The 21,753-nt window shown below is 37.7% G+C and carries 18 protein-coding genes; 14 read left to right on the top strand and 4 right to left on the bottom strand.

Annotated features, from left to right (window positions below; translation table 11 throughout):
- Positions 1-64 precede the first annotated feature (64 nt).
- From BME96_RS15895 to BME96_RS19660, 10 genes are all read left to right on the top strand, one after another.
- Entirely contained in the window at positions 65-2,362 is a 2,298-nt protein-coding gene (locus tag BME96_RS15895) for an ATP-dependent DNA helicase (protein WP_071649571.1), read from the top strand.
- Between the two features lie 574 nt (positions 2,363-2,936).
- Positions 2,937-4,244, top strand: coding sequence for an ABC transporter substrate-binding protein (locus BME96_RS15890; RefSeq protein ID WP_040956356.1), 1,308 nt, complete (start codon positions 2,937-2,939; stop codon positions 4,242-4,244).
- A gap of 78 nt (positions 4,245-4,322) precedes the next feature.
- Complete coding sequence (locus tag BME96_RS15885) at positions 4,323-5,183, top strand: carbohydrate ABC transporter permease (RefSeq protein ID WP_019377482.1); 861 nt, start codon at positions 4,323-4,325, stop codon at positions 5,181-5,183.
- On the top strand, positions 5,183-5,998 hold the full coding sequence (locus BME96_RS15880; RefSeq protein WP_019377481.1) for a carbohydrate ABC transporter permease: 816 nt from the start codon (positions 5,183-5,185) through the stop codon (positions 5,996-5,998). Before BME96_RS15885 ends, BME96_RS15880 begins: the two co-directional genes overlap by 1 nt.
- 54 nt (positions 5,999-6,052) lie before the next feature.
- Positions 6,053-7,087, top strand: a complete 1,035-nt coding sequence (locus BME96_RS15875; protein ID WP_060679305.1) for a LacI family DNA-binding transcriptional regulator — start codon at positions 6,053-6,055, stop codon at positions 7,085-7,087.
- Between the two features lie 45 nt (positions 7,088-7,132).
- Positions 7,133-7,822, top strand: a complete 690-nt coding sequence (locus tag BME96_RS15870) for a YesL family protein (protein WP_071649570.1) — start codon at positions 7,133-7,135, stop codon at positions 7,820-7,822.
- Positions 7,823-7,843: 21 nt separating this feature from the next.
- Positions 7,844-9,526, top strand: a complete 1,683-nt coding sequence (locus tag BME96_RS15865) for a glycoside hydrolase family 13 protein (RefSeq protein ID WP_071649569.1) — start codon at positions 7,844-7,846, stop codon at positions 9,524-9,526.
- Positions 9,527-10,501: 975 nt separating this feature from the next.
- Entirely contained in the window at positions 10,502-11,746 is a 1,245-nt protein-coding gene (locus tag BME96_RS15860; RefSeq protein ID WP_231478638.1) for a sigma 54-interacting transcriptional regulator, read from the top strand.
- Between the two features lie 12 nt (positions 11,747-11,758).
- Positions 11,759-12,577 (top strand): M55 family metallopeptidase, encoded by an 819-nt coding sequence (locus BME96_RS15855; RefSeq protein ID WP_071649568.1) that lies wholly within the window; start codon positions 11,759-11,761, stop codon positions 12,575-12,577.
- A gap of 225 nt (positions 12,578-12,802) precedes the next feature.
- Positions 12,803-12,976, top strand: coding sequence for a hypothetical protein (locus BME96_RS19660; RefSeq protein ID WP_156036034.1), 174 nt, complete (start codon positions 12,803-12,805; stop codon positions 12,974-12,976).
- Between the two features lie 379 nt (positions 12,977-13,355).
- On the opposite strand, the gene BME96_RS15850 is transcribed toward BME96_RS19660, so the two are convergent.
- From BME96_RS15850 to BME96_RS15835, 4 genes are all read right to left on the bottom strand, one after another.
- A complete protein-coding gene (locus BME96_RS15850; protein WP_071649567.1) occupies positions 13,356-14,579 on the bottom strand; it encodes an NAD(P)/FAD-dependent oxidoreductase in 1,224 nt (407 codons plus the stop codon).
- A complete protein-coding gene (locus BME96_RS15845) occupies positions 14,572-14,910 on the bottom strand; it encodes a (2Fe-2S)-binding protein (RefSeq protein WP_071649566.1) in 339 nt (112 codons plus the stop codon). The genes BME96_RS15850 and BME96_RS15845 overlap by 8 nt, the downstream gene beginning before the upstream one ends.
- Positions 14,903-15,175: a (2Fe-2S)-binding protein gene (locus BME96_RS15840; RefSeq protein ID WP_071649565.1), complete on the bottom strand. Its 273-nt coding sequence runs from the start codon at positions 15,173-15,175 to the stop codon at positions 14,903-14,905. Before BME96_RS15840 ends, BME96_RS15845 begins: the two co-directional genes overlap by 8 nt.
- Positions 15,176-15,246: 71 nt before the next feature.
- Positions 15,247-16,962 (bottom strand): sigma-54 interaction domain-containing protein, encoded by a 1,716-nt coding sequence (locus BME96_RS15835; protein ID WP_071649564.1) that lies wholly within the window; start codon positions 16,960-16,962, stop codon positions 15,247-15,249.
- A gap of 156 nt (positions 16,963-17,118) precedes the next feature.
- Between BME96_RS15835 and BME96_RS15830 the strand changes: the two genes are divergently transcribed.
- From BME96_RS15830 to nhaC, 4 genes are all read left to right on the top strand, one after another.
- Positions 17,119-18,303: an NAD(P)/FAD-dependent oxidoreductase gene (locus tag BME96_RS15830; protein ID WP_071649563.1), complete on the top strand. Its 1,185-nt coding sequence runs from the start codon at positions 17,119-17,121 to the stop codon at positions 18,301-18,303.
- Complete coding sequence (locus BME96_RS15825) at positions 18,304-19,326, top strand: proline racemase family protein (protein ID WP_071649562.1); 1,023 nt, start codon at positions 18,304-18,306, stop codon at positions 19,324-19,326.
- Between the two features lie 15 nt (positions 19,327-19,341).
- Positions 19,342-20,250, top strand: a complete 909-nt coding sequence (locus tag BME96_RS15820) for a proline racemase family protein (RefSeq protein ID WP_071649561.1) — start codon at positions 19,342-19,344, stop codon at positions 20,248-20,250.
- Positions 20,251-20,317: 67 nt separating this feature from the next.
- Positions 20,318-21,748, top strand: coding sequence for a Na+/H+ antiporter NhaC (nhaC, locus tag BME96_RS15815; RefSeq protein ID WP_071649560.1), 1,431 nt, complete (start codon positions 20,318-20,320; stop codon positions 21,746-21,748).
- Positions 21,749-21,753: the final 5 nt, after the last annotated feature.

The following is a 21,753-nucleotide window of genomic DNA, read 5'->3' as shown; positions in this document are numbered from 1 at the left end:
AAAGATGACACCTTCCTCCCCGCATGCTACACTAAAAGCAACGCTAAATTTTTCGGGTGATAATATGAAGCAGAGCATAAAAATAGCTGCGAGGACGCTAGTGGAGTATGTTTTTCGCAGTGGCAGTATAGAAACTGGTTTCCGCAGTTCGCAACCTTTGGTGGACGGCACTAAGGCACACCAGAAAGTTCAAAAGACGTACGGTAAAAACGATAAAAAGGAAGTTTATCTAAAAACAGAAATTCCTTTTGAGGAGATGACCTTTCAAATAGATGGCCGCTGTGACGGTCTTCTTATAAGTGAGGATGGATCGCTGACCATTGATGAAATTAAATCAACCTCCGGGTCACTTGATGCTATTACGGAGGACAGCTATCCGGTTCACTGGGCACAGGCGACAGTCTATGGTTATATTTATGCCACAGACAATGACCTGGACAAGATAACTATCCAGCTTACGTACATACAAGTTCGTACAGAAGAAAAGAAATACTTTCAGCGAAGCTTAACCCGTGAGGAATTGGCCGATTTTGTCATGGATGTAGTAGCACAATATGCTCCTTATGCCAGGCTGCGATTAGAATTGAAGCGTACACGGGATGAGAGTACCAAGATGCTGGCATTTCCGTTTGAAAGCTATAGGGACGGACAACGCAAGCTTGCAGGAGCTGTGTATAAAACAATTCACGAACAAAAGACGTTGTTTGCCAAAGCATCAACGGGAATCGGGAAGACAATCTCAACCATTTTCCCATCCGCAAAGGCAATTGGCGAGGGCCATTTGGAAAAAATATTTTATCTGACAGCAAAGACAATTACCCGCACTGCCGCAGAAGAAGCATTCCGACTCTTACAGGAAAAGGGGCTGGCAATTACAGTCGTTACAATTACTGCTAAGGATAAGATCTGTTTTCAAGAACAGGTGAACTGTGACAAAACGGAATGTCCTTTTGCGAACGGGTATTATGACCGGATTAACGGGGCGATATTAGATATTTTGCAGAACGAAACATTAATGACAAGACCAGTGATTGAAAAATATGCGCGCAAGCATACCGTCTGTCCGTTTGAGTTTTCATTAGATTTGGCATATGCAGCAGATGCAGTGATTTGCGATTATAATTATATTTTTGATCCAAAGGTGTCCTTGCAGCGACTGTTGGATGAACAGAGGAAAAAGTCGGCGTTGCTCGTTGATGAGGCACATAATCTTGTCGATCGTGCGCGAGAGATGTATTCGGCAACCGTGGAGAAGGAAACCTTTCTTGCGCTATACCGGATGTATAAAGATGAAAATGAAGTTATAGCCAAATCGGCAAATGCCGTAAATGAGTATCTTATGGAAAAGAAGAAGCAAAATCAACAGCTGGAAAAAGAATTGGATGAAAAGCTTGTACATGTCGTGGATGCATTCGCGTATGCGGCAGAAGAAGAGCTAATGCGTGGTGGGGAAGCGGAGGAATTATTGCTAAATGGCTACTTTAGTGCCCAGGCGTTTGTGAAAATTGCCAGATTGTATGATAAGCGTTTTACCAGTTATATGACGCTTGAGGGTAGTGATGTACAGTTGAAGTTGTTTTGCCTGGATCCTTCCCATCAGCTAAAGCAAATGGGTAAAGGATTTCGTTCCAAGATCTTCTTCTCTGCCACGCTAACCCCTGCAGGCTACTATATGGACTTGCTTGGTGGAAAGGCGGAAGATTATGTTGTATCCATCCCGTCCCCGTTTCAGCGTGAAAATGCGGAAGTGATTATCCAGCCCTTATCAACTAGGTATCGTGACAGGGAGCATACGTTAGAGCCGATGGTTCAATTTATCGTTGATTTATTACAGCAGAGGGAAGGGAATTTTCTCGTGTTTTTCCCATCCTATAAATATATGCTGCAGGTATATGAGCAGTTTACCGCAACAGCACCGGGAGAAAAAGTGATCTTACAGGAAACAAGCATGACGGAAGAACGTCGGGAGGATTTCCTGAATTCCTTCCAGGAAAATGAGGAGCGGCTCGTTGGATTTGCTGTACTTGGCGGGATTTTTTCTGAGGGTGTGGATCTGAAAGGAGATCGATTGTCTGGAGTGATTATTGTCGGAGTCGGGCTGCCGCAAATTGGCTTTGAACGGAATATTATTAAGGACCATTTCCAGGCCAATGGTCATAACGGTTATAATTATGCGTATGTTTATCCTGGGATGAATAAAGTACTGCAGGCAGGCGGCCGGCTAATTCGTACAGACACAGACCACGGCACCATCGCTTTGATCGATGATCGTTTTCTTCAGCCGATGTACCAGGAGTTGCTTCCATATGAATGGCAGCATTATTCTGTTGGAGGAGAGGCGTCGGGTTCTTTTCGGGGGTAGTAGAGAGGACAGCTTTGGTAGAGTTAAAGAGAATCCTATTATTCTAATAATGTAGGTAACTGCACCTCGCTATGACTTTTTAGCGGGCTGTTAAATGAAAAAGACCGTTTGGTGTATTCACATCATTCGGTCTTTTATTGGGTTGTAAGTTTCTATAATAAATAATTTTGATGTAATAAAGAACATGACTAAATTCTAATTGATTTTTAAGCGATACCCACTCGAATTATACTACTCCAATTCAAACCTAAAGGTAATTAATTAAGACTTTTTAACTTCTTTTATATAAATTTATTTGAGCTCACGTCTAAAAGTTTTCAGGATAGAATTTTCACCTCTCATTTTTTTGATAATTTCCACTTGTAATTTATTTAGTAGAATGCTATTATTTAACTAGCAATTAATGAAACGGTTGCGCAATAAATGCACATAAATGTATAAGAGTGACTCACTAGTGCCATCCTTGTTTTAATTGCTATACTTTTAACTTGTTTATAATATGTGTGCATAATTTTATTAAAGAATGCAAACGTATTCATGAATGAGCTAACACCAAAAAGGGGAGTTGAGTGAAATGAGAGCAAAGCATTTGTTTTCAAAGGTAGCAGTTGTTGCAATGATAATTGGTTTGTTTTTAGCAGGTTGTTCATCAGATGATAGCAATAAATCGAACAACAGTGAAGCGAGTTCCGGAGATAAAGTTACTATTGATATTTTCCAAGGGAAGGTAGAGTTTAAGGACCAATTTGAAGCACTGGCCAAGCAATATGAAGAAAAAAATCCAGATGTTAAAATTAACGTTAAAACAGTGGGCGGCGGAACGGAATATGCTCCTGTCTTAAAGTCTCAATTCTCCTCTGGTGATGAACCGGATATCTTTAATGTGACTGGCCCGCAAGATGTAATTGACTATAAAAAATACTTAGCAGATATGTCAGATACAGAAGCTGCAAAGGCAGCTATTGATGGTACCTTAGCAACAGTTCAGGATGGTGATAAAATACTGGGTTTGCCATTTAACCAAGAAGGATATGGACTAATTTATAATAAGCGTCTATTTGAAGAGGCTGGCATAAAACCAGAAGAGATACTTACGTTCGAAGATTTAGAGCAAGCTGTTGAAAAGTTAGACAGTAAAAAAGATGAGCTGGAGATAGAAGCGGTTTTTGCCTTACCTGGTAAGGAAGCATGGGTAATGGGTGATCATTTGGCAAATGCTTTCTTGGCTCCTGAATTTGACCACGATGTAATGAAAGCGTTTGAATCTGATACGGTAAAATTTGAAAGAGGCAAAGAAATGAAGCGTTTTCTGGATTTGCAAAATAAATATTCTGTGCAGCCGGTGTTAAGTCTGGATTATTCTCAACAAGTGGAAGAGTATTTTTCGCTTGAACGTGTAGCGATGATTCAACAAGGAAACTGGGTTTATCCATCGGTTGAACAAATGGATCCTGAAGTTGCTGAGAATATTGGCGTACTGCCAATTCCGGTAGAAGGTTTTGAAGGTAGTATTCCGGTGGGAGTTCCAAACTACTGGGCAGTTAATAATAATTCTGATAAAGAGGTTGTTGAAGCCTCCAAAAAATTTCTGGATTGGATGTATACTTCTGATGAAGGAAAAGAAGCCGTTTTGAATGAGCTTAAATTCATACCTGCTTATGAAGGCTATGATACAGAGAAAATTTCCGATCCGTTGTCACAAGATATTTATGAGTATGCCTCTGAAGGAAAAACAATTGGTTGGATATTTGCAGGTTATCCGAGCAATCCGTGGGGAACGGCAGTGATGGGAGCGAATGCTCAGCAATATTTAGCTGGCGATATGACATGGGAAGAACTTGAGAAAGATGCTATTTCGAAATGGGAGGAAAAAAGGAAGTAACGGGACAAACAAGCTAACAAATAGTGCCATGTTTGTTAGCTTGTCTTTTTTAATGTTTTTTATTGGGAGGGATTTACCTTGAAAAATAGAGATGTGTCGTTTTGGTTATTTTTGACGCCTGTTTTAGTAGCACTTGGTCTTGTAGTTGTCGTCCCATTGATTTACGGAACGATTTACTCTTTTACTGATTGGAATGGTTTAGTTGCCACAAAGTTTATTGGCCTGGAAAATTATACGCGATTATTTAGCGACGAGCTTTTTCTTAATTCTATTTGGTTTACAATAAAATTTTCTGTTGTTACTGTAATTATTTTAAATGTGTTGGGGTTAGGGTTAGCGATTCTTGTTACGCGTCACATTAAAACAAATAACTTTCTGCGAACTATTTTCTTTATGCCAAATTTAATTGGAGGACTTATTCTTGGTTTCATATGGCAGTTTATTTTTATTAACGTATTTGGAGATATTGGAAAAGCACTTGGTATTGAAGCTTTAACTGGCTGGCTCTCTACAACTGCCACAGGTTTTTGGGGATTAGTTATTCTAACCTGCTGGCAAATGGCTGGTTATATTATGATTATCTATATAGCATATTTGCAGAACATCCCTAAGGAATTAGAAGAATCTGCTGAAATAGATGGGGCTAACAGTTGGCAACGATTTAAAAGTATTACATTTCCTTTAGTAGCTCCAGCTTTTACAATTAGTATGTTTCTAACTTTATCAAACTCATTTAAAATTTATGACCAAAATTTATCGCTGACTAATGGAGGACCCTTTCAGTCTACCCAAATGGTAGCGATGGAAATTGTGAATACCGCCTTCAGTGCAAATGAAATGGCCTATGGACAGGCGAAAGCTGTAGTCTTTTTCGTAATGGTTGCTGCAATTGCACTTACACAAGTGTATTATAATAAAAAACGGGAGGTTGACCTGTAATGTATAAAAAACGGAAACTCTTTCTTGTTGAAATAATTGGCATCCTCCTAGGCTTATTGTGGTTATCACCATTTTACTTAATGCTTGTTAACGCATTTAAATCTAAAAGAGAAATATTTACTGATGTATTAAATTTGCCTGGCACATTATCAATAGAAAACTTTAAAGAGGCTTTTGTTGACTTGAATTTTATTCAATCTTTGTTTAATTCAATATTTATAACTGGCTTAAGTGTTATTATCATATTGTTTTTTACTTCTATGGCTGGTTATGCACTGGCAAGAAATAGAAGCAGATTAAGTGGTGCTTTATTATTAATATTTGTATCAGCAATGCTAATTCCCTTTCAGTCTGTGATGATTCCGCTTGTAGCGTTGTTTGGTAAAGTAGAAATGTTAAATCGTTTTGGACTAATATTTATGTATTTAGGTTTCGGTTCAAGCTTGTCCATTTTCCTATACCACGGAGCTATGACAGGTATTTCCAAGTCATTGGATGAAGCAGCAATTATCGATGGTGCTAATAAATTTCAGACCTTCATTCATATTATTTTTCCTCTTTTAAAACCAATTACCGTTACAGTAGCTATTCTAAATGTAATTTGGATTTGGAACGATTATCTGCTCCCATCTCTTGTTTTATCAGAAAACCAGGCAACGATACCTTTAAAAATGTTTTATTTCTTTGGGCAATATACAAAGCAATGGCATCTCGCATTAGCTGGCTTAACAATTGCTATATTGCCAGTGATTATCGGTTACTTCTTTGCTCAAAAGCAAATTATTAATGGTGTTGCTGAAGGGGCTGTTAAGTAATATTCGCCTAATAAACGAGAAAATAGTCTTTATTGCAGATAGGAGATATCAATAATGGCAGTTACGATAAAAGATGTTGCTAAAAAAGCAAATGTTTCACCTTCAACCGTATCAAGGGTAATTTCCAATAGCCCACGCATTAGTGAAAACACAAAGCGCAAAGTACATCAGGTAATGAAGGAGCTAGGCTATCATCTGAATTATAATGCACATGTACTTGCACAGCAAAAAACTCGAACCATAGGGATAGTAATGAAAAAGTCTGCAAGTGACTCGTTGCATGACCCATTCTTTCCAGAAGTTTTACGAGGAATTAGCGCATATTGTAATAAAGAAGATTATAATATAACACTGACAACCGGGGAGTCTGAAGAAGAAATTTATGAAAATGTTGTTAAGATGGTTCGAGGCAAAAGGGTTGATGGAATGATTGTTACCTATTCAAAACGCGGGGATAAAGTGATTCCATATTTAATTGAAAGTAAGGTTCCTTTTGTGCTTGTAGGTAGACCTAATGATTATGCTGATAAAATTATGTTTGTTGATAATGACAATGTTAAGTCAGCTGAAGAAGCAACAGATTACTTAATTGGTCTGGGACATCAAACGGTTGGTTATATTGGGGGAGATTTAGAATATGAAGTGTCTAACGACAGACTAAAAGGATACCAGCATGCCCTAACAAAAAATAAATTGCCTCTAAAGGAAGAATACGTTGCAAACTCAGACATTAACAGTGAATTGGATGACATTTTATCTCGTTTTATGAATCTAAATCGGCCACCAACTGCGCTTGTAGTAACGGATGACTTAGTTGCGATGAAAGTATTACAAATATGTCGTAAGGAAGGTATCGATGTTCCTGAAGAATTAAGTATTATAAGTTTTAATAATGCATTAATTGCTCAATTATCGAGTCCTGCACTTACATCTGTAGATACACAAGTTTTTTTACTAGGACATGAAGCAGCAAAATGTGTCGTACAAGAAATTAAGGAAACTTCCGCCTATAAGAAGAGTATCATCATTCCAACTGTTATTAAAAGAAGAGAATCATGTCAGCCATTACAAGAACCTCCGAAAAATTAATAATCATTTGAGGAGGATTTTGCATTATTAAATGGAGGGATTTAAATGGGTAATGAAAAGCCAATTATATATCAATTAAGTGAATGGTTTATGCGTCTATCCATCACTAATATCGCTTGGTTTATATCAAACCTGCCTATTGCTTACCTCTTATTAAATTTTGTATACGCAGAGACTAAAGAGAGTAGATATATTTTAGCGATTGGAATACTGCTGTTGGCACCTTTTCTGTTTTTTCCTGCAACTTCGGCTTTATTCGCTATGGTAAGAGATTGGATTTTAAAAAAGGAACAATGTTCATTAATCAAAACTTACTTCACATATTTCAGAAAAAATTATTGCTTCAGTTTGTTAGGTGGACTCTTACTGACTGGTATATGGGCAATCTTAGTTATTGACTTTATATATGTTAGACAAATAAACGTTCTGTTGCTGTTCTGCATATTAGGACTGGGTGTTGTAATTTATATTTTTACTATTAACTTTTTTATTGTACTTGTTCATTATGATGAAAAGTTGACAGTTTTAATGAAAAAAGCTTTTGTTCTTACGCTGGTAAGTCCTAAGTTATTTTTTATTCATTTATTTGCAAGTAGCGGTATTTTATATATTAGTATAGGTGGCTGGCTTGTTTTACTGCCTTTCTTTACTGCCGCGCTTATAGCATTTATTTCCTATTCAGCATTTTATCGTATTTACTTAAATGTTTTAGATATGAAAAATAGTCCAATTTAATGAATTATAGGAGGCAGCATGATGAAAAAAAAATGGTGGAAAGAGGCAGTTGCTTATCAAATTTACCCTCGAAGTTTTATGGACTCTGATGGTGATGGTATTGGGGATCTGCAAGGAATTATTTCCAAGCTTGATTACATAAAAAATTTAGGGATAGACGTAATATGGATTTCACCGATCTATCAATCTCCTAATGATGATAATGGATATGACATTAGCGATTATCAAGCTATTTCGTCAGAGTTCGGCTCCATGGAAGACTTTGATATATTACTAAAAGAAGTACATGCTCGAGATATGAAATTAATTATGGATTTGGTTATCAATCACACCTCAGATGAGCATCCTTGGTTTATAGAATCGCGTTCTGGAAAAGACAATGCTTATCGTGATTATTACATTTGGCATTCAGGTAAAGAAGGAGGAGTTCCAAATAACTGGGAATCTATTTTTGGTGGTTCGGCATGGGAATATGACGAAGAAACAAAAGAATATTATTTGCATGTGTTTTCAAAAAAACAACCTGATTTAAATTGGGAAAACCCAAAGGTTCGTTACGCTTTGTATAAAATGGTGAACTGGTGGTTGGATAAGGGGATAGACGGCTTTAGAATTGATGCGATTTCTCATATAAAGAAAAAGGCTGGATTTCCTGATTTGCCCAATCCAGAAAATAAAACTTACGTCCCTTCCTATGAGGGGCATATGAACCGACCAGGTATTCAAACCTACTTAGAAGAGTTAAAACAAGAAACCTTTGCTAACTACAATATTATGACAGTGGGTGAAGCGAATGGTGTAAATATTGAACAGGCTGATGAATGGGTTGGTGAAAAAGAAGGCAAGTTCAATATGATCTTTCAGTTCGAGCATTTGGATTTATGGGGAACTAGTAATACAGGAGGCCTTGATATTGAAGCATTAAAACATACGTTAAGCAAATGGCAAACAGGTTTAGATGGTATTGGTTGGAATGCATTATTTTTAGAGAATCATGATCAACCACGCTCTGTTTCTACATGGGCTCAAGATACCAAAAAACGTAAGGAAGCTGCAAAAAGCTTTGCAACAATGTATTTCCTCATGCAAGGTACCCCTTTTATATATCAAGGGCAAGAAATCGGTATGACAAATGTTAAATTTGATTCCATTGAAGATTACCGTGATGTTGCGATCAAAAACTTATATAAAAATGAGCGTGAAGCAGGAAAGAGCCATGAGGAAGTCATGAAAATTATATGGAGAAATGGCCGTGATAATTCACGCACTCCGATGCAGTGGGATACAACAAAAAATGCAGGATTTACCACTGGAAACCCATGGATAAAGGTGAATGAAAATTATAAAGAAATAAATGTAGAAGCAGAACTTCAAGATTACTCATCTATACTTAACTACTACAAGTCATTAATACAGTTACGTAAAAATAATGATGTGTTGGTATATGGAAGTTATGAATTAATGAATCCAGAGCATAAGGAAATATTTGCTTATAAACGCTATTTGGATGAAGATACCTTTATTGTTATGACAAACTTATTTGATAAAGAAACAGAAATCGATTTACCGTACGATCTAGTTGGTAAACAAGCAATAGTACAGTTGCGTAATTATCCAGATGAAAAGTCATCTGAAGAGAAGTGTGAAATAAGTCAGCAAATGACATTTCAGCCATTTGAAGCAAGAGTATATAAATTAATATAATTTATAGGAGAAAAGACGGAGCATACGAACATGTTCGGTCTTTTTTAGTTACTAGACAGTGGGTAAATTGTGAAATGAAATACTTCATAAATGGAAGGGTCTTTCTTTTTCAATGTCGTTATTCAATATGGTTGAGCAATTTATTTGGTTGTGGATGCTGGTGAATCGTTTTGGTTTGGTAAAAATGGGGAGATATTTAAATTAGAGAGTATATTATCATTCTATTATTTAGGCTTTATGGAGAATAATTCTCTCATAAAGCCTTTTTTAATGAGTGCTTTTCATATGTGCTTTTTTTGTTCGGCAAAAGTAGCTTCGTATATATCCATTTTCTAATCTGAAGTGAAATTGCAGAATAACGTAACTTAATGCGTAAACGAAACTAAAATATAAATGTATTTGTAAAATCAATAATAGGGTGTAATAGGTTAAGTGAGAAATACAATAAGCGGATTAGCTCCTCTGTAATTTTTAAAATAGTGCAATTATTTTCGCTTGCGCTAATAAGCTCGTTCATTGGATCCATGCCATATTAAAAAACAAAAAAGTATTTGTAGATCAATAATAGTGAGCTAACAATTATCTTAATATTCAGAACCATATTGTTTGTAACAATATGGTTATTTGACATGTTCAATTTCAGTGTAACATGCTTTTTGCCAATTTTTTAGACCTAGATGTTGACAACTATTAGCTGGTATTATTATTGTAAAGCGTGATATAAACTATACGAATATACGAACATTAATAGATCTCCCGCCAGGTCAAAAAATTCTGGTAGTAAATGATAATAAACAAAATACAGAAGAAACTGTTCGATCACTTAGGGAGATTGTTTTTGAACATGAATACCAGGCTTATGATCCTGAAGTACCTATTTCCTCGTCTATTGACTATATTGTTACACCTGGTGAACAACATCTTCTTTCGGGAGGGTTATTAAGCGTAATTGATGTCGGCCCAAGGTTACTAGATTTGAGCACATTTGAAGAGATTACAGAACTATTAGGCCTTGAATACCCGAAAACACAAATAGTAAAGCGCTATTTAAAAGCTTGTGTCTCCTTATCAAGATATGATCGTGTGAAAACAGGTAACAGTAAAGATATTCGCAATGTTGCTCAATATCATTTTGAAGATATTATCGCAATAAGTGATTCAGTGAGACGCGCAGTAGATATCGCTAAGAAGTATGCTGTAGATGATACTATTGCCCAAATTTATATAGAAGGAGAAAAAGGAACTGGAAAAAGTATGTTTGCGCAAGCAATTCATAATTATTCTAATTCCTCAGAATTACCGTTTATATTAATAAATTGTATTTCAAAACCTTTTGATATTTTGGAGAAAGAATTGTTCGGTTATGAAGAAGAAGGAGAAGTATCTCAGGGAGTTTTTGAACTTGCGAATAACGGTACCGTTTGTATAAATGGAGTTAGTGAACTACCTTTATCTACACAGAAGAGACTGTTTGATATGCTTGATTCAAGAAGTTTTACGAGAATTTCCGGCAACGAAGTAATTCACCTTCAAGCCCGCGTGATTGTTACTAATTATAAGAATTCAGAGAGTCTTTTAGAGCAAAATCTGTTCGATGAAAAACTCTATCATTTACTAATGAAGACCCCTGTTAATGTACCATCTTTATCAGAAAGAATGGAAGATTTCATTCCTTTAATTGAGAACATGAAACAAAGAATTAATCGAACTGATATTAAGTTTACAGATGAAGTAATTTCGTATTTAAAGTCTTATAAATGGGTTGGAAATGTGAAAGAGCTATATAATGTAATAACTTATTTATCCTTCCTTGAGGATTCTCCTATTCAATTAGATTCATTACCATTTTACCTACGTTCCAATGCAAAGAAAGAAGAGTCCAACAAGGTTGATGTTCAGAGGGAAATCATTTCTAAAATAGAAGAGCATGGCTTTCTGGATGAAAGTATAGAGATATTATCAACCTTTATAGAAGGTAAAAAAGTACATACCTCCTATGGTAGGAAAGCATTAAAAAAGTGCTTGGAAGAAAAAGGTTTAAACATTTCAGAACAGCAGCTTAGAATGCGCCTAGAAGTTCTTCACGATATAGGTTTAACGATCGTAAGACAAGGTAGGGCTGGGTCTACTATATCGCGTAAAGGGGAAGCGTTCATCAAAGAATATAAAAAGAATGCAGCGATAACGGAGGCAAAGGAGGTAATTAATACAATTGAATAGGAGGTCTGTGAAGTGAAGTTATTTATTTCTGCTGATATTGAAGGTGTGTCAGGTGTTGTGGATGCAGAGCACACTGGAAGAACAGGAAGGGAACATGATAGGGCTAGGATGTATATGACACAGGAAGTCAATGCGTGTATTGAGGGGGCGTTAGAGGCCGGGGTAAGAGAAGTCGTTGTAAATGACTCACATGGGACAATGAGAAATATATTGTTTGAACACCTCCATCCGAAGGCTGATTTAATCTCTGGATCCCCAAAAAAATTAGCTATGGTTGAGGGACTGACCGAGAAATTTGATGCAGCAATTTTTATTGGATATCATACTAGAATGGGAACAAACGGTATACTAAACCATACATTCCATGGTCGAGCTATCAGGAATATAAGAGTCAATGGGAACGACTATGGAGAGTTTGGTTTAAATGCTGCTGTAGCTGGTTATTATGGAGTGCCAGTCGTTATGGTTAGTGGTTGCGATTTATTAAGTGAGGAGGCAACTGCATTAATCCCCAACATAAATACTATAGTGGTTAAAAAGACAATGAATCGAACGACGGCAAGGAACGTAAGCATGAAGCAAACACACGAAAAAATTCGTTCCATGACACTACAAGCAATTAAGGAAAGAGTGAATAATAAGCCCTACCTTATACAAGCTCCTTTACATGTGGAAGTATCTTTTATGCATACAGGGTTAGCAGATATAGCTGAGACTCTTCCAGTTGTAAAGAGGGTTGATCACTTAACGGTTGCTATTAATACTGATACCATAATTGATGCTTATCGTTATATTAGAAGCTTAATCATGATGGTCGGTAGTTACGCCTAACAAAAGATAACGATAAATGAGGTGTTTATGCAGTATTGATGGAGATGTTTTGATTTTATCTTTACGAATCTAAGTACAAAATTTCGGTTAAGGTTGTAAAACGTGTTATTTGGTATAGGGAGAGGAAGGATGAAAATACTTCTCTCTAATTTTTTTGAAATAGAAAATGAAGGTTGATTTTGTATAAATGAGATGTGCTACAATTTATACAAGGAGGTAATTTCTATGGTATTAAAGGAAGCTAAGAAAAGCGGAAATAAAACTGGGCAAATAAAAAAATCTCCTATAGGAAAAAACCTTTTAAAAAAATATGGTGTTATAAACAATAGCGGAACTAAAAGTAGACCGAGAACTATAAATGAACTGTATAAAGAGAGATATAAATTAAAAAACCACTGATAAATTATAAATTATCAGTGGTTTTTTATACATATGCTTCGGTTCAGGGAAAAATGCAGTGAATGGTTGGACTATTCTTTTTTCCCTTCACCTATGGTACCCTTAAACAGGGAGATTTTCGTCTAGATATATAACGCATAGTAATATACTTTCTTTTATCAAACAATTTCAATCACCCTAACTTATTAATCATCTACCTTATATTATATGGGGTCATAGACATTTTTATGCATGGGCACTTGACATTCTTTTTATCGACTTTGCAAAAACTTGAGAGATATATTCCATTTTTTATCATCATTAGCAAGGTTTCTATAATACTTCAAATTTCACATAAAGAAACCAGTATCAAATTACTATTGATACTGGTTATAATCCATCAAACTGGCATATTAGTCACTGATGCTTCAAATTCCTCCCAATGTTCCTGAACAATCCGCTTTCCTTCTTCTACTTCTGGATGGAATTGAATGTGAGCATTGGCCCTTGCTTGCTTAATCGATTGAATGGACGTTTGTAGTTCATTATCCAACCCACTCATACCGCTGTTCACTGCAATGGATAATCCAGCGGTAACACCTTGTGCCATAGCAACCTTTGCTCCTTCAATTCCGGTTATGTTGCCTGCAACGTATAACCCGTCCAATGTTGTTTCCATCTGTTCATTGTGGAGTGGAACGTATCCTCCCAGCTCATCCACCTGGTAAAATGGACAACCGGCCACAGCAGCAAGCTCTGCCAGTGGGTAAAGCCCTCCTGCAATACAAACGAAATCACATGTTATCTGTTCTTCCGTTCCCTGAATGACCTTACCGTTTGTATCAATTGTTGCTAATGTGACTCCTTCCACTTGGTCTTCTCCATATATTTCAATGACAGCTTTTCGTAGATGGATGGGAATATCCCACATTTTCACCCCATTCTTTGGATAAAATGTCACCCCCAAATTTTTCATAAAGTCATTTTTCATTAATTTGCTGCCAAATCGAATGAAGGCTGAAGGTGCCATATGAGAAACATGAAGTAGAGAATCCATTACTGCCTTCGGTTGTGCAGCTATGGAAGTCAGCTGATTTAATTTAGGCAAGGTAAGTGCAGCTACTTCTACGTCAGCCAGTTGTAATTCCATAGCAATGGCAGAGGAAAGCACATTTACCCCAATGATAATTCCTTTTTTACCCGGTTTTACCCGATGTACATTTGTCATAACTTGTGCGGCACCGACGGACATGACTCCTGGTAATGTCCAGCCGGGTACAGGTATTGGTGATTCAGCAGCCCCTGTTGCGAGTAATAAATGCTCTGACTTTACTGTTTCTTGTTCTGTATAGATCATCCATTCACTCTCTAATTTTTCCAGATTATACACAGGTCTCTCCATCATGAATTCCACATTTGCAGCCAGTGCTTGATGATATAAATTAGCTGATTCCTTTATCCCATTCCACCAGTTGCCATTCGGTTCCTCGTAAAGCTGACCTAATAAACGTCCACCAGGTTTCATATATTCATCGATGATGAGTACCTTCAACCCTTTGTTTGCACATGTAATTCCGGCAGACAATCCGGCTGGTCCTGCTCCAATTATGATCACATCATGCATGTTCAGCACTCCAATCACGAACCGGTGTCGGCAGTTGGTTGCCGCTATCAACAACCATACCGTCCTGTAGTGGGGTAAGGCATGCGCGAATTCCTTGCTTTCCATCCACTTTTACTCTGCATTCAAAGCAATGTCCGATATTACAATAGATGCCCCGAGGTGTACCATTTTCTTCATGGTACCTTAGCGTTCGAACTCCATTTGCCAGTAATGCAGCAGCGATGGATTCATGTTTTTGACCTTTAAACGACTGTCCATTAAATGTGAAAGATACTTCTTCCGTATTTTCCAAACTTCCTAGTACCGGATGATTTAGAATGCGCTCACTCATGATGGTCACCACCTAAATCACCAAAGCTGATTGGGCGTATGGGCGGCTGATATTTCAAAGTAATTTGTTTACGGTTTTCTTTGTCCAGAGAATTGGTCAGTTTATCAACCAATGGTCTACAAGTCCTACCTCCACAATATCCCATTCCTGCTCTTGTGCGAAGTTTTAATTCCCGTGCTGTGCAATTATATTTGACAGCGGTTTCATTTAACTCCCTGTATGTAACCTCTTCACATCTACAAACAATAATTTCTTGTTCTGTCATTAAAGTCACCTCTGTAAAGTAAATTCTGTACATATTAATTAATGCAAGAATGATGCCAGTTTGACAGATGCTTATTTAATACCCAGTTTGTTTAAGCGATTATATAATGTTGCACGGGTGATTTGCAGGTTTTTGGCGCAAAGCTGTTTATTACCATCGGCTTTTTTTAGTTCTTTTAAAAGAATATTTCTTTCTACCTCCTGTAGCATCTCATTTAGAGAACCATTTTCTTTATTAGGAAGTGTTGCTGCGCCACGTGCTGTATTTATCTTCTCTGAATCGAATTCAAAGGGGAGTTCCTCCGTGGTTATTTCCCCATTCTCTGAGAAAACAACCAGTCTTTCAACCACATTTTTAAGTTCTCTGACGTTTCCTGGCCAATCATGCTGAAGGAGCGCTTGCATGACTGTCTGGGATATTCCGTGAATCGGTCGGCTATATTTAATGGATATTTCATGCAGAAAATAATGGGTTAACTCAATGATATCTTCCGGACGCTTTCGTAGTGGAGGGATCTCGATACTGACCACATTTAGGCGATAGTATAGATCATCCCGAAATTTATTTTCCTTCACTAATTCAGCTAAATCCCGATTGGTAGCAGCGATTACTCGGAAGTCCACTTCAATTTCTTTTGTACCACCAACAGGGTAAAACTTTCGTTCCTGTAACAGTCGCAGGATTTTCACTTGCATATCCAGTGGCATTTCGCCAATCTCGTCCAAAAATAAGGTTCCCCCCTGGGCAAGTTCAGCCTTTCCCTTTTTTCCTTTTTGATCTGCACCGGAAAATGCTCCTCTTTCATATCCGAAAATTTCACTTTCAAATAAACTAGAGGGAATAGCACCACAATTAATGGCGACAAACGGGGCCTTGTTATCTTCTCGGATATTATGGGCAGCTTTAGCAAATAGTTCTTTACCTACCCCGCTTTCTCCATGAATCAAAATTCCGGCTTCTGTTGTGGAGGCCTTTTTTAATTTCGTAATTGTTTTTTTGAGTGCAGTACTGTTACCTCGTATATGCTGAAATGGATCTTCAGTTGATGTGAGCTTGGTTACTTCTTTCTCTAGATGGAAGAGTTTTTCAGTGGTGTTGTATAGTTCGTTATTTAGTCTAATCTGGCTGGTTATATCTGTTTCTGAAACTACTGCACCGATAATTTTATCCTTAAAATAGACGGGGTTTGAATTAATCAATACTACTTTATTTTCACGTGCGAGATGCTGTTGGTGGTACACGGAAGTACCTTTTTCCAAAGCATTAAGGATCTCCAAATGTTCAGTGCTAAAGAAATCAATAATGGATTTACCGATAATATCCTCCCTTTTTACAGAAAAAATTCCTTCTGCTCCTTTTGTCCACCCTACTACTTTTTTATCGTGATCAATGACGGTACACGATTCGTTAATCGTATTAAGAACTGTAGAAATATATGCTTGAAGCTGCTGGTATTTTTGAAATAATTCCTTACATATTCGTTGTGTGTTCAGGTAACCAACAATTTGATCAGAATCATTTAATACGATGAGCCAATCACTATACTGTAATTTCTCTATTACATTGGTTAAATTTTCCTCGATACTTACTGTTTCACATAAGTGGTATACCAACTGTCTGTTCTGTTGTGAACAGGTAATATGGAATACTCCCTCGTTTGATTGCAAAAAAAGCGGTTCCTGTTTATTAGCCAGGCTTTCGATACCTTGTTTATCTAGTTCTTTGTCCATTATTAATGTGAAATCCGTATTTATAAAGGCTGTTATATCCTTAAAAGTTGAGAACATCCCACGTTCACTCCTATTGTATAGAATATTTTACACTTTTATAATATTTTTACACATTGGAAATCCAAAATCAACATAAGTTTGTATATTCTGCGAACTGATTTTTGGCATGGAAGTTGCATTATATTATGTAAGCGATAAAAAGAGAGGAGGATAATGGTGGGGGACACAGTGCACAAGGATATTATTATAATTGGTGGCGGCATTATGGGTGCGGCTATTTCGTACTATTGCTCAAAGGCTGGCCTGGATGTAACTGTCTTAGAAAAAAAGGAATTGGCAAGTGGCACGTCTTCCAGGTGTGATGGAAACATACTTGCCATCGATAAAGACCCTGGTTTTGATAGTAAAATGTCTTTAAAGAGCCAACAGCTTGTACATGAGTTAAATAAGGAGCTTGAGGTTTCGTTTGAATACCGTAATCCCGGGAGTATCCTGGTCTGTGAAAATGATCAGGAGATGGAGGCTGCCCAGAGATGGGTGAACCAGCAACAGTCTGCTGGTTTGGATTTCAAGATGCTTGACCGAAGTGATTTAAGAAATGAGTCGAACTATTTTGCTGATGACCTTTATGGCGGATTAGAATGTCGGACAGATTCTACTGTTAACCCATATATGCTGACATATTCCATGTTTTATAGTGCTCAAAAAAATGGGGCCCAGGTACATACTCATACTGAGGTGAAACGTATCTATAAAGATGCAACAGATCAATTTGTCATTGAAACAACGAATGGTAATTTTACAGCAAATAAAGTTGTAAATGCATGTGGGGTCTGGGCTCCGTTTATAGGAAAAATGCTGGATGTCGATATTCCGATTGAACCGCGAAAAGGACAATTAATTGTAGCATCCAGACAGCAGCCTGTAGGTTTACGCAAGGTTATGGAATTTGGCTATCTTATATCTAAATTTGGTGGGGAGAGGGTAGTCGATCCAATTACAGAAAAATATGGCGTTGCTCTAGTATTTGAGCCAACGGAGAGTCAGAATTTCTTAATTGGCAGCAGTCGGGAATTTAGTGGGTTTGACTTAAAGGTAGATCATCATGTTACCAAATACATTGCCAAGAGAGCGCTGCGATTTTATCCAAAAATGGCAGATATGACAGTGATCAGGACATATGCTGGTTTACGCCCCTGGACAGAGGATCATCTTCCAATTATTTCAGAGGTAGAGGAAGTGCCGGGTTTTTATGTTGCAGCAGGTCATGAAGGTGATGGCATTAGCTTAGCAGCAGTAACTGGTAAGGTGATGGAAGAAATGCTCTCCGGAAAGGAAACATGTATCCCTACAGAACCTTTAAGGCATGACCGTTTTAGAGAGAAGGTGACAGGCTAGGTGGAATTTCAACGTTTATTTACAACCATAGACACCCATACTGGGGGAAATCCGACGAGAACGGTCTTAAGCGGGCTTCCAGAATTAAAGGGAGAAACAATGTCAGATAAGATGCTTTATATGAAGGAACATTACGACTGGATAAGGAATTTTCTAATGAATGAGCCAAGAGGTCATGATGTAATGTCTGGTGCCTTGATGGTAAATCCTTGTCATCCGGAAGCTGATTTCGGCGTTATTTATATCGAAACAGGCGGCTATTTGCCAATGTGTGGCCATGATACGATTGGCTTTTGTACAGCGCTTATTGAGGCAGGGATGGTCGAAGTGAACGAACCTTATACCTTGATCAATTTGGATACACCTGCAGGACTTGTCCGAACAAAAGTAAAAGTAGAATCCGGTAAGGCAAAAGAAGTAACCTTTGCAAATGTTCCTTCCTTTTTATTAAAGTCAATCGAAATGGAAGTAGCAGGTATTGGCAACGTAGAATGTGATATTGCTTATGGAGGGAATTTTTACGGAATTATCGATGCCCGTAAGTTAGGGATTGATCTAACAACGAAAAATGCTTCGGTAATTGTTGATAAAGCGATTACCATACGTAATGCAATTAATGAAAAGGAAGAGATTATTCATCCAGAATACCCATTTATCAAGGGACTGACACATATCGAATTTTACACCGATCCTGTTCATAAAGATGCTGACCTGAAAAACACGGTAGTAGTACCACCAGGCGGGATTGATCGTTCTCCGTGTGGTACAGGGACTTCAGCAAAGCTTGCTACATTATTCAGCAGAGCTGAAATCGATGTGGATGAATTATTCGTGTATGAAAGTATTGTTGGTACGTTATTTAAAGCAAAGATACTGGAGGTAACAGATCTAAAAGGGTATCAGGCGGTTCTGCCAGAGGTAACTGGTTCTGCATGGGTAATGGGCATGCATCGCTTTTTTTATAATGGAGATGATCCTCTTAAAGAAGGGTTTCTGTTAATTCCACCAATGGAAGGACATTAGGAAGGGGGTGAAGGCATGAAAATTAATAAAATGTTAACAACAATTGATACCCATGTGTGTGGGGAGATATTCAGAATCATTACCTATTCACCAATGCAATTAACCCATATCAAATCGGAGCAAAATGCTCTAACACAGCAATTTAGTAAGGAAAAAGCATTATTATTAAATGAACCACGAGGCCATCGAGGGGTAAATGGATGTATTGTTACACCATCCAACAAGGCGGACTATGCCGTCTCCTTTATCCATCATGAGAATGAAAGACATTTCAGTTATAGTGGTCTGCTGGCAACATTAACAGCTTTACTGGAGACTGGAAATATCCAAGTAAAAGAAGATGGAATTTATCATATAGAAACCATAAAAGGTACTTATCCTATACACGCTCGTTTTAATAATTCAAGTCAAGGTCTCGAATTACTGCAGATTGAAAGTAATGTATGCAAGCTAATAGAAGAAAGCGAGAATTATAGCTTGGTTGAAATTGATTATTCAAGGAGGTATGTGCTTTTTCAACTTCCGAAGATCATCCCAGAGATTGATATGGCATTCTTATCTGACATTTTGAAATGGGGAAAACAGGCGGTTAATAGATTGAAGGAAACGGTTCACTTTGAAGGCGTAATTCTGGCAGAACGTATTGCTGATAACGAGTTTAAATCCGTAACTTTTGAAAGAGATGGCGCCATTCTTCGATCACCCGGTATGGATACTACATTTGCACTATGTACAGCTTTTGAGAACGGAAGAGAGCCAACTGAATTGGTTAACCGGAGTATATTCGGAAGTGAATTCAGGGCAAAGGGGGTGGAAGGGAGTGAAAGGGGGTATTCTATCCAGACCCGACCGTTCGTGACAGGGGAACACCAATTTATTTATGACCAGGAGGATCCATTGGAAGAAGGATTCTTATTAAAGTAGTAGCTCATGTACTTCAAATTTCAAAATGCAAGCGTTTTCTTTGCTGAATAAAAAAGGAGAGTGAAAAATGAGTGCTGATAAAAGATTGCCTACGTTATCTGAAGTTCTGTTTGTATTGGTATCCTTTATTCTAATTATGTTTTTCTTTGTTGTGGAATTTGGTATACCGATTCAGCTGGCATTACTGACAACATGGTTTATGATTATGCTTGTTGGCTGGAGGATTGGCTACAAATATAAAGAAATGCAAGATGGTCTATTAAAGGGAATTTATGATGGCTCTGAAGCTGTCCTGATTCTTATTTCTGTTGGAGCTTTGATTGGAACATGGATTGCAGGTGGGATTGTGCCGAGTATTATTTATTACGGGCTTTCGATTATCCACCCAAGTATTTTCCTTTTGGCAGCATTTGTGATTTGCACAATTACGTCCATAGCTACGGGAACGTCTTTTGGTTCTGCAGGTACAGCAGGAATAGCGATGATGGGAATTGGTGCAAGCTTTGGTTTACCATTACCCCTCGTAGCAGGCGCTGTTATTTCGGGTTGCTATGTTGGGGATAAACTATCACCTTTATCAGACACAACTGTAATGACTGCATCACTTTCCAAGGTGAATTTAATTGACCACATCAAGTCCATGCTATATGTAAGTGCACCTGCATTTGTAATTGCAGGAATCCTGTTTGTGGTAACTGGTTTTTTCTTTATGGAAAACAGTGGGGACCTTTCCCAGGCTAAAGCAACAATGGCTTCACTTGATGAGTATTTTAATATTGGTTGGTACATGGTTATCCCAGCAGCAATCGTCATTATTTTATTGGCGATGAAAATGCCATCCATTCCTGTCATCTTATTTGGAGCATTACTTGGTTCTATTTGGGCCTTTCTATTTCAAGGTGTTGGCATCTTGGATTCTATCAATATTTTGTATGCCGGAAGTGAAATAAGTTCTGGCGTGAAGTTCATTGACAATCTGCTTAACAGGGGCGGCATCGTCTTTATGTTGGATGTGATTGTGTTAATCCTGTTTGCGCTTGGTGTTGGTGGACTAATGGAGAAAATAGGTATTTTACGGGTGATCTGTCTAAAGATGTTGTCATGGGCTGACAATGCTGGTAAGACAACGGTTACTACGTTGCTTTCCGGATTCTTTGGAAATTTCTTTGGTGGAGCAGCTTATGTTTCCATTATCACAGCGAGTAAAATAACGGAGGAAAACTATGACCGTTTAAATATTGATAGGCGCGTTCTCTCAAGAAATACAGAAGCAGGAGGAACTGTGACCACACCAATGGTTCCATGGTCTGATGGCGGGGTGTTCATGGCAGCAACTCTTGGCGTATCCACATTAGCCTACCTCCCATTTCTATGGTTTAACTTTTTGGTCATTATTATTTCAGTTATTTATGGATTCACTAATAAATTTATCTGGTATACCAAGCAAGATAGTGTGAATGTAAAGAAACAGGAAAATCAAAAAATCGCAAGTTCATAAAACAA

This window comes from Virgibacillus halodenitrificans (assembly GCF_001878675.1).
Classification (GTDB): Bacteria; Bacillota; Bacilli; order Bacillales; family Amphibacillaceae; genus Virgibacillus_Q; species Virgibacillus_Q halodenitrificans.
This window is presented reverse-complemented; position numbering and strand designations above follow the sequence as displayed.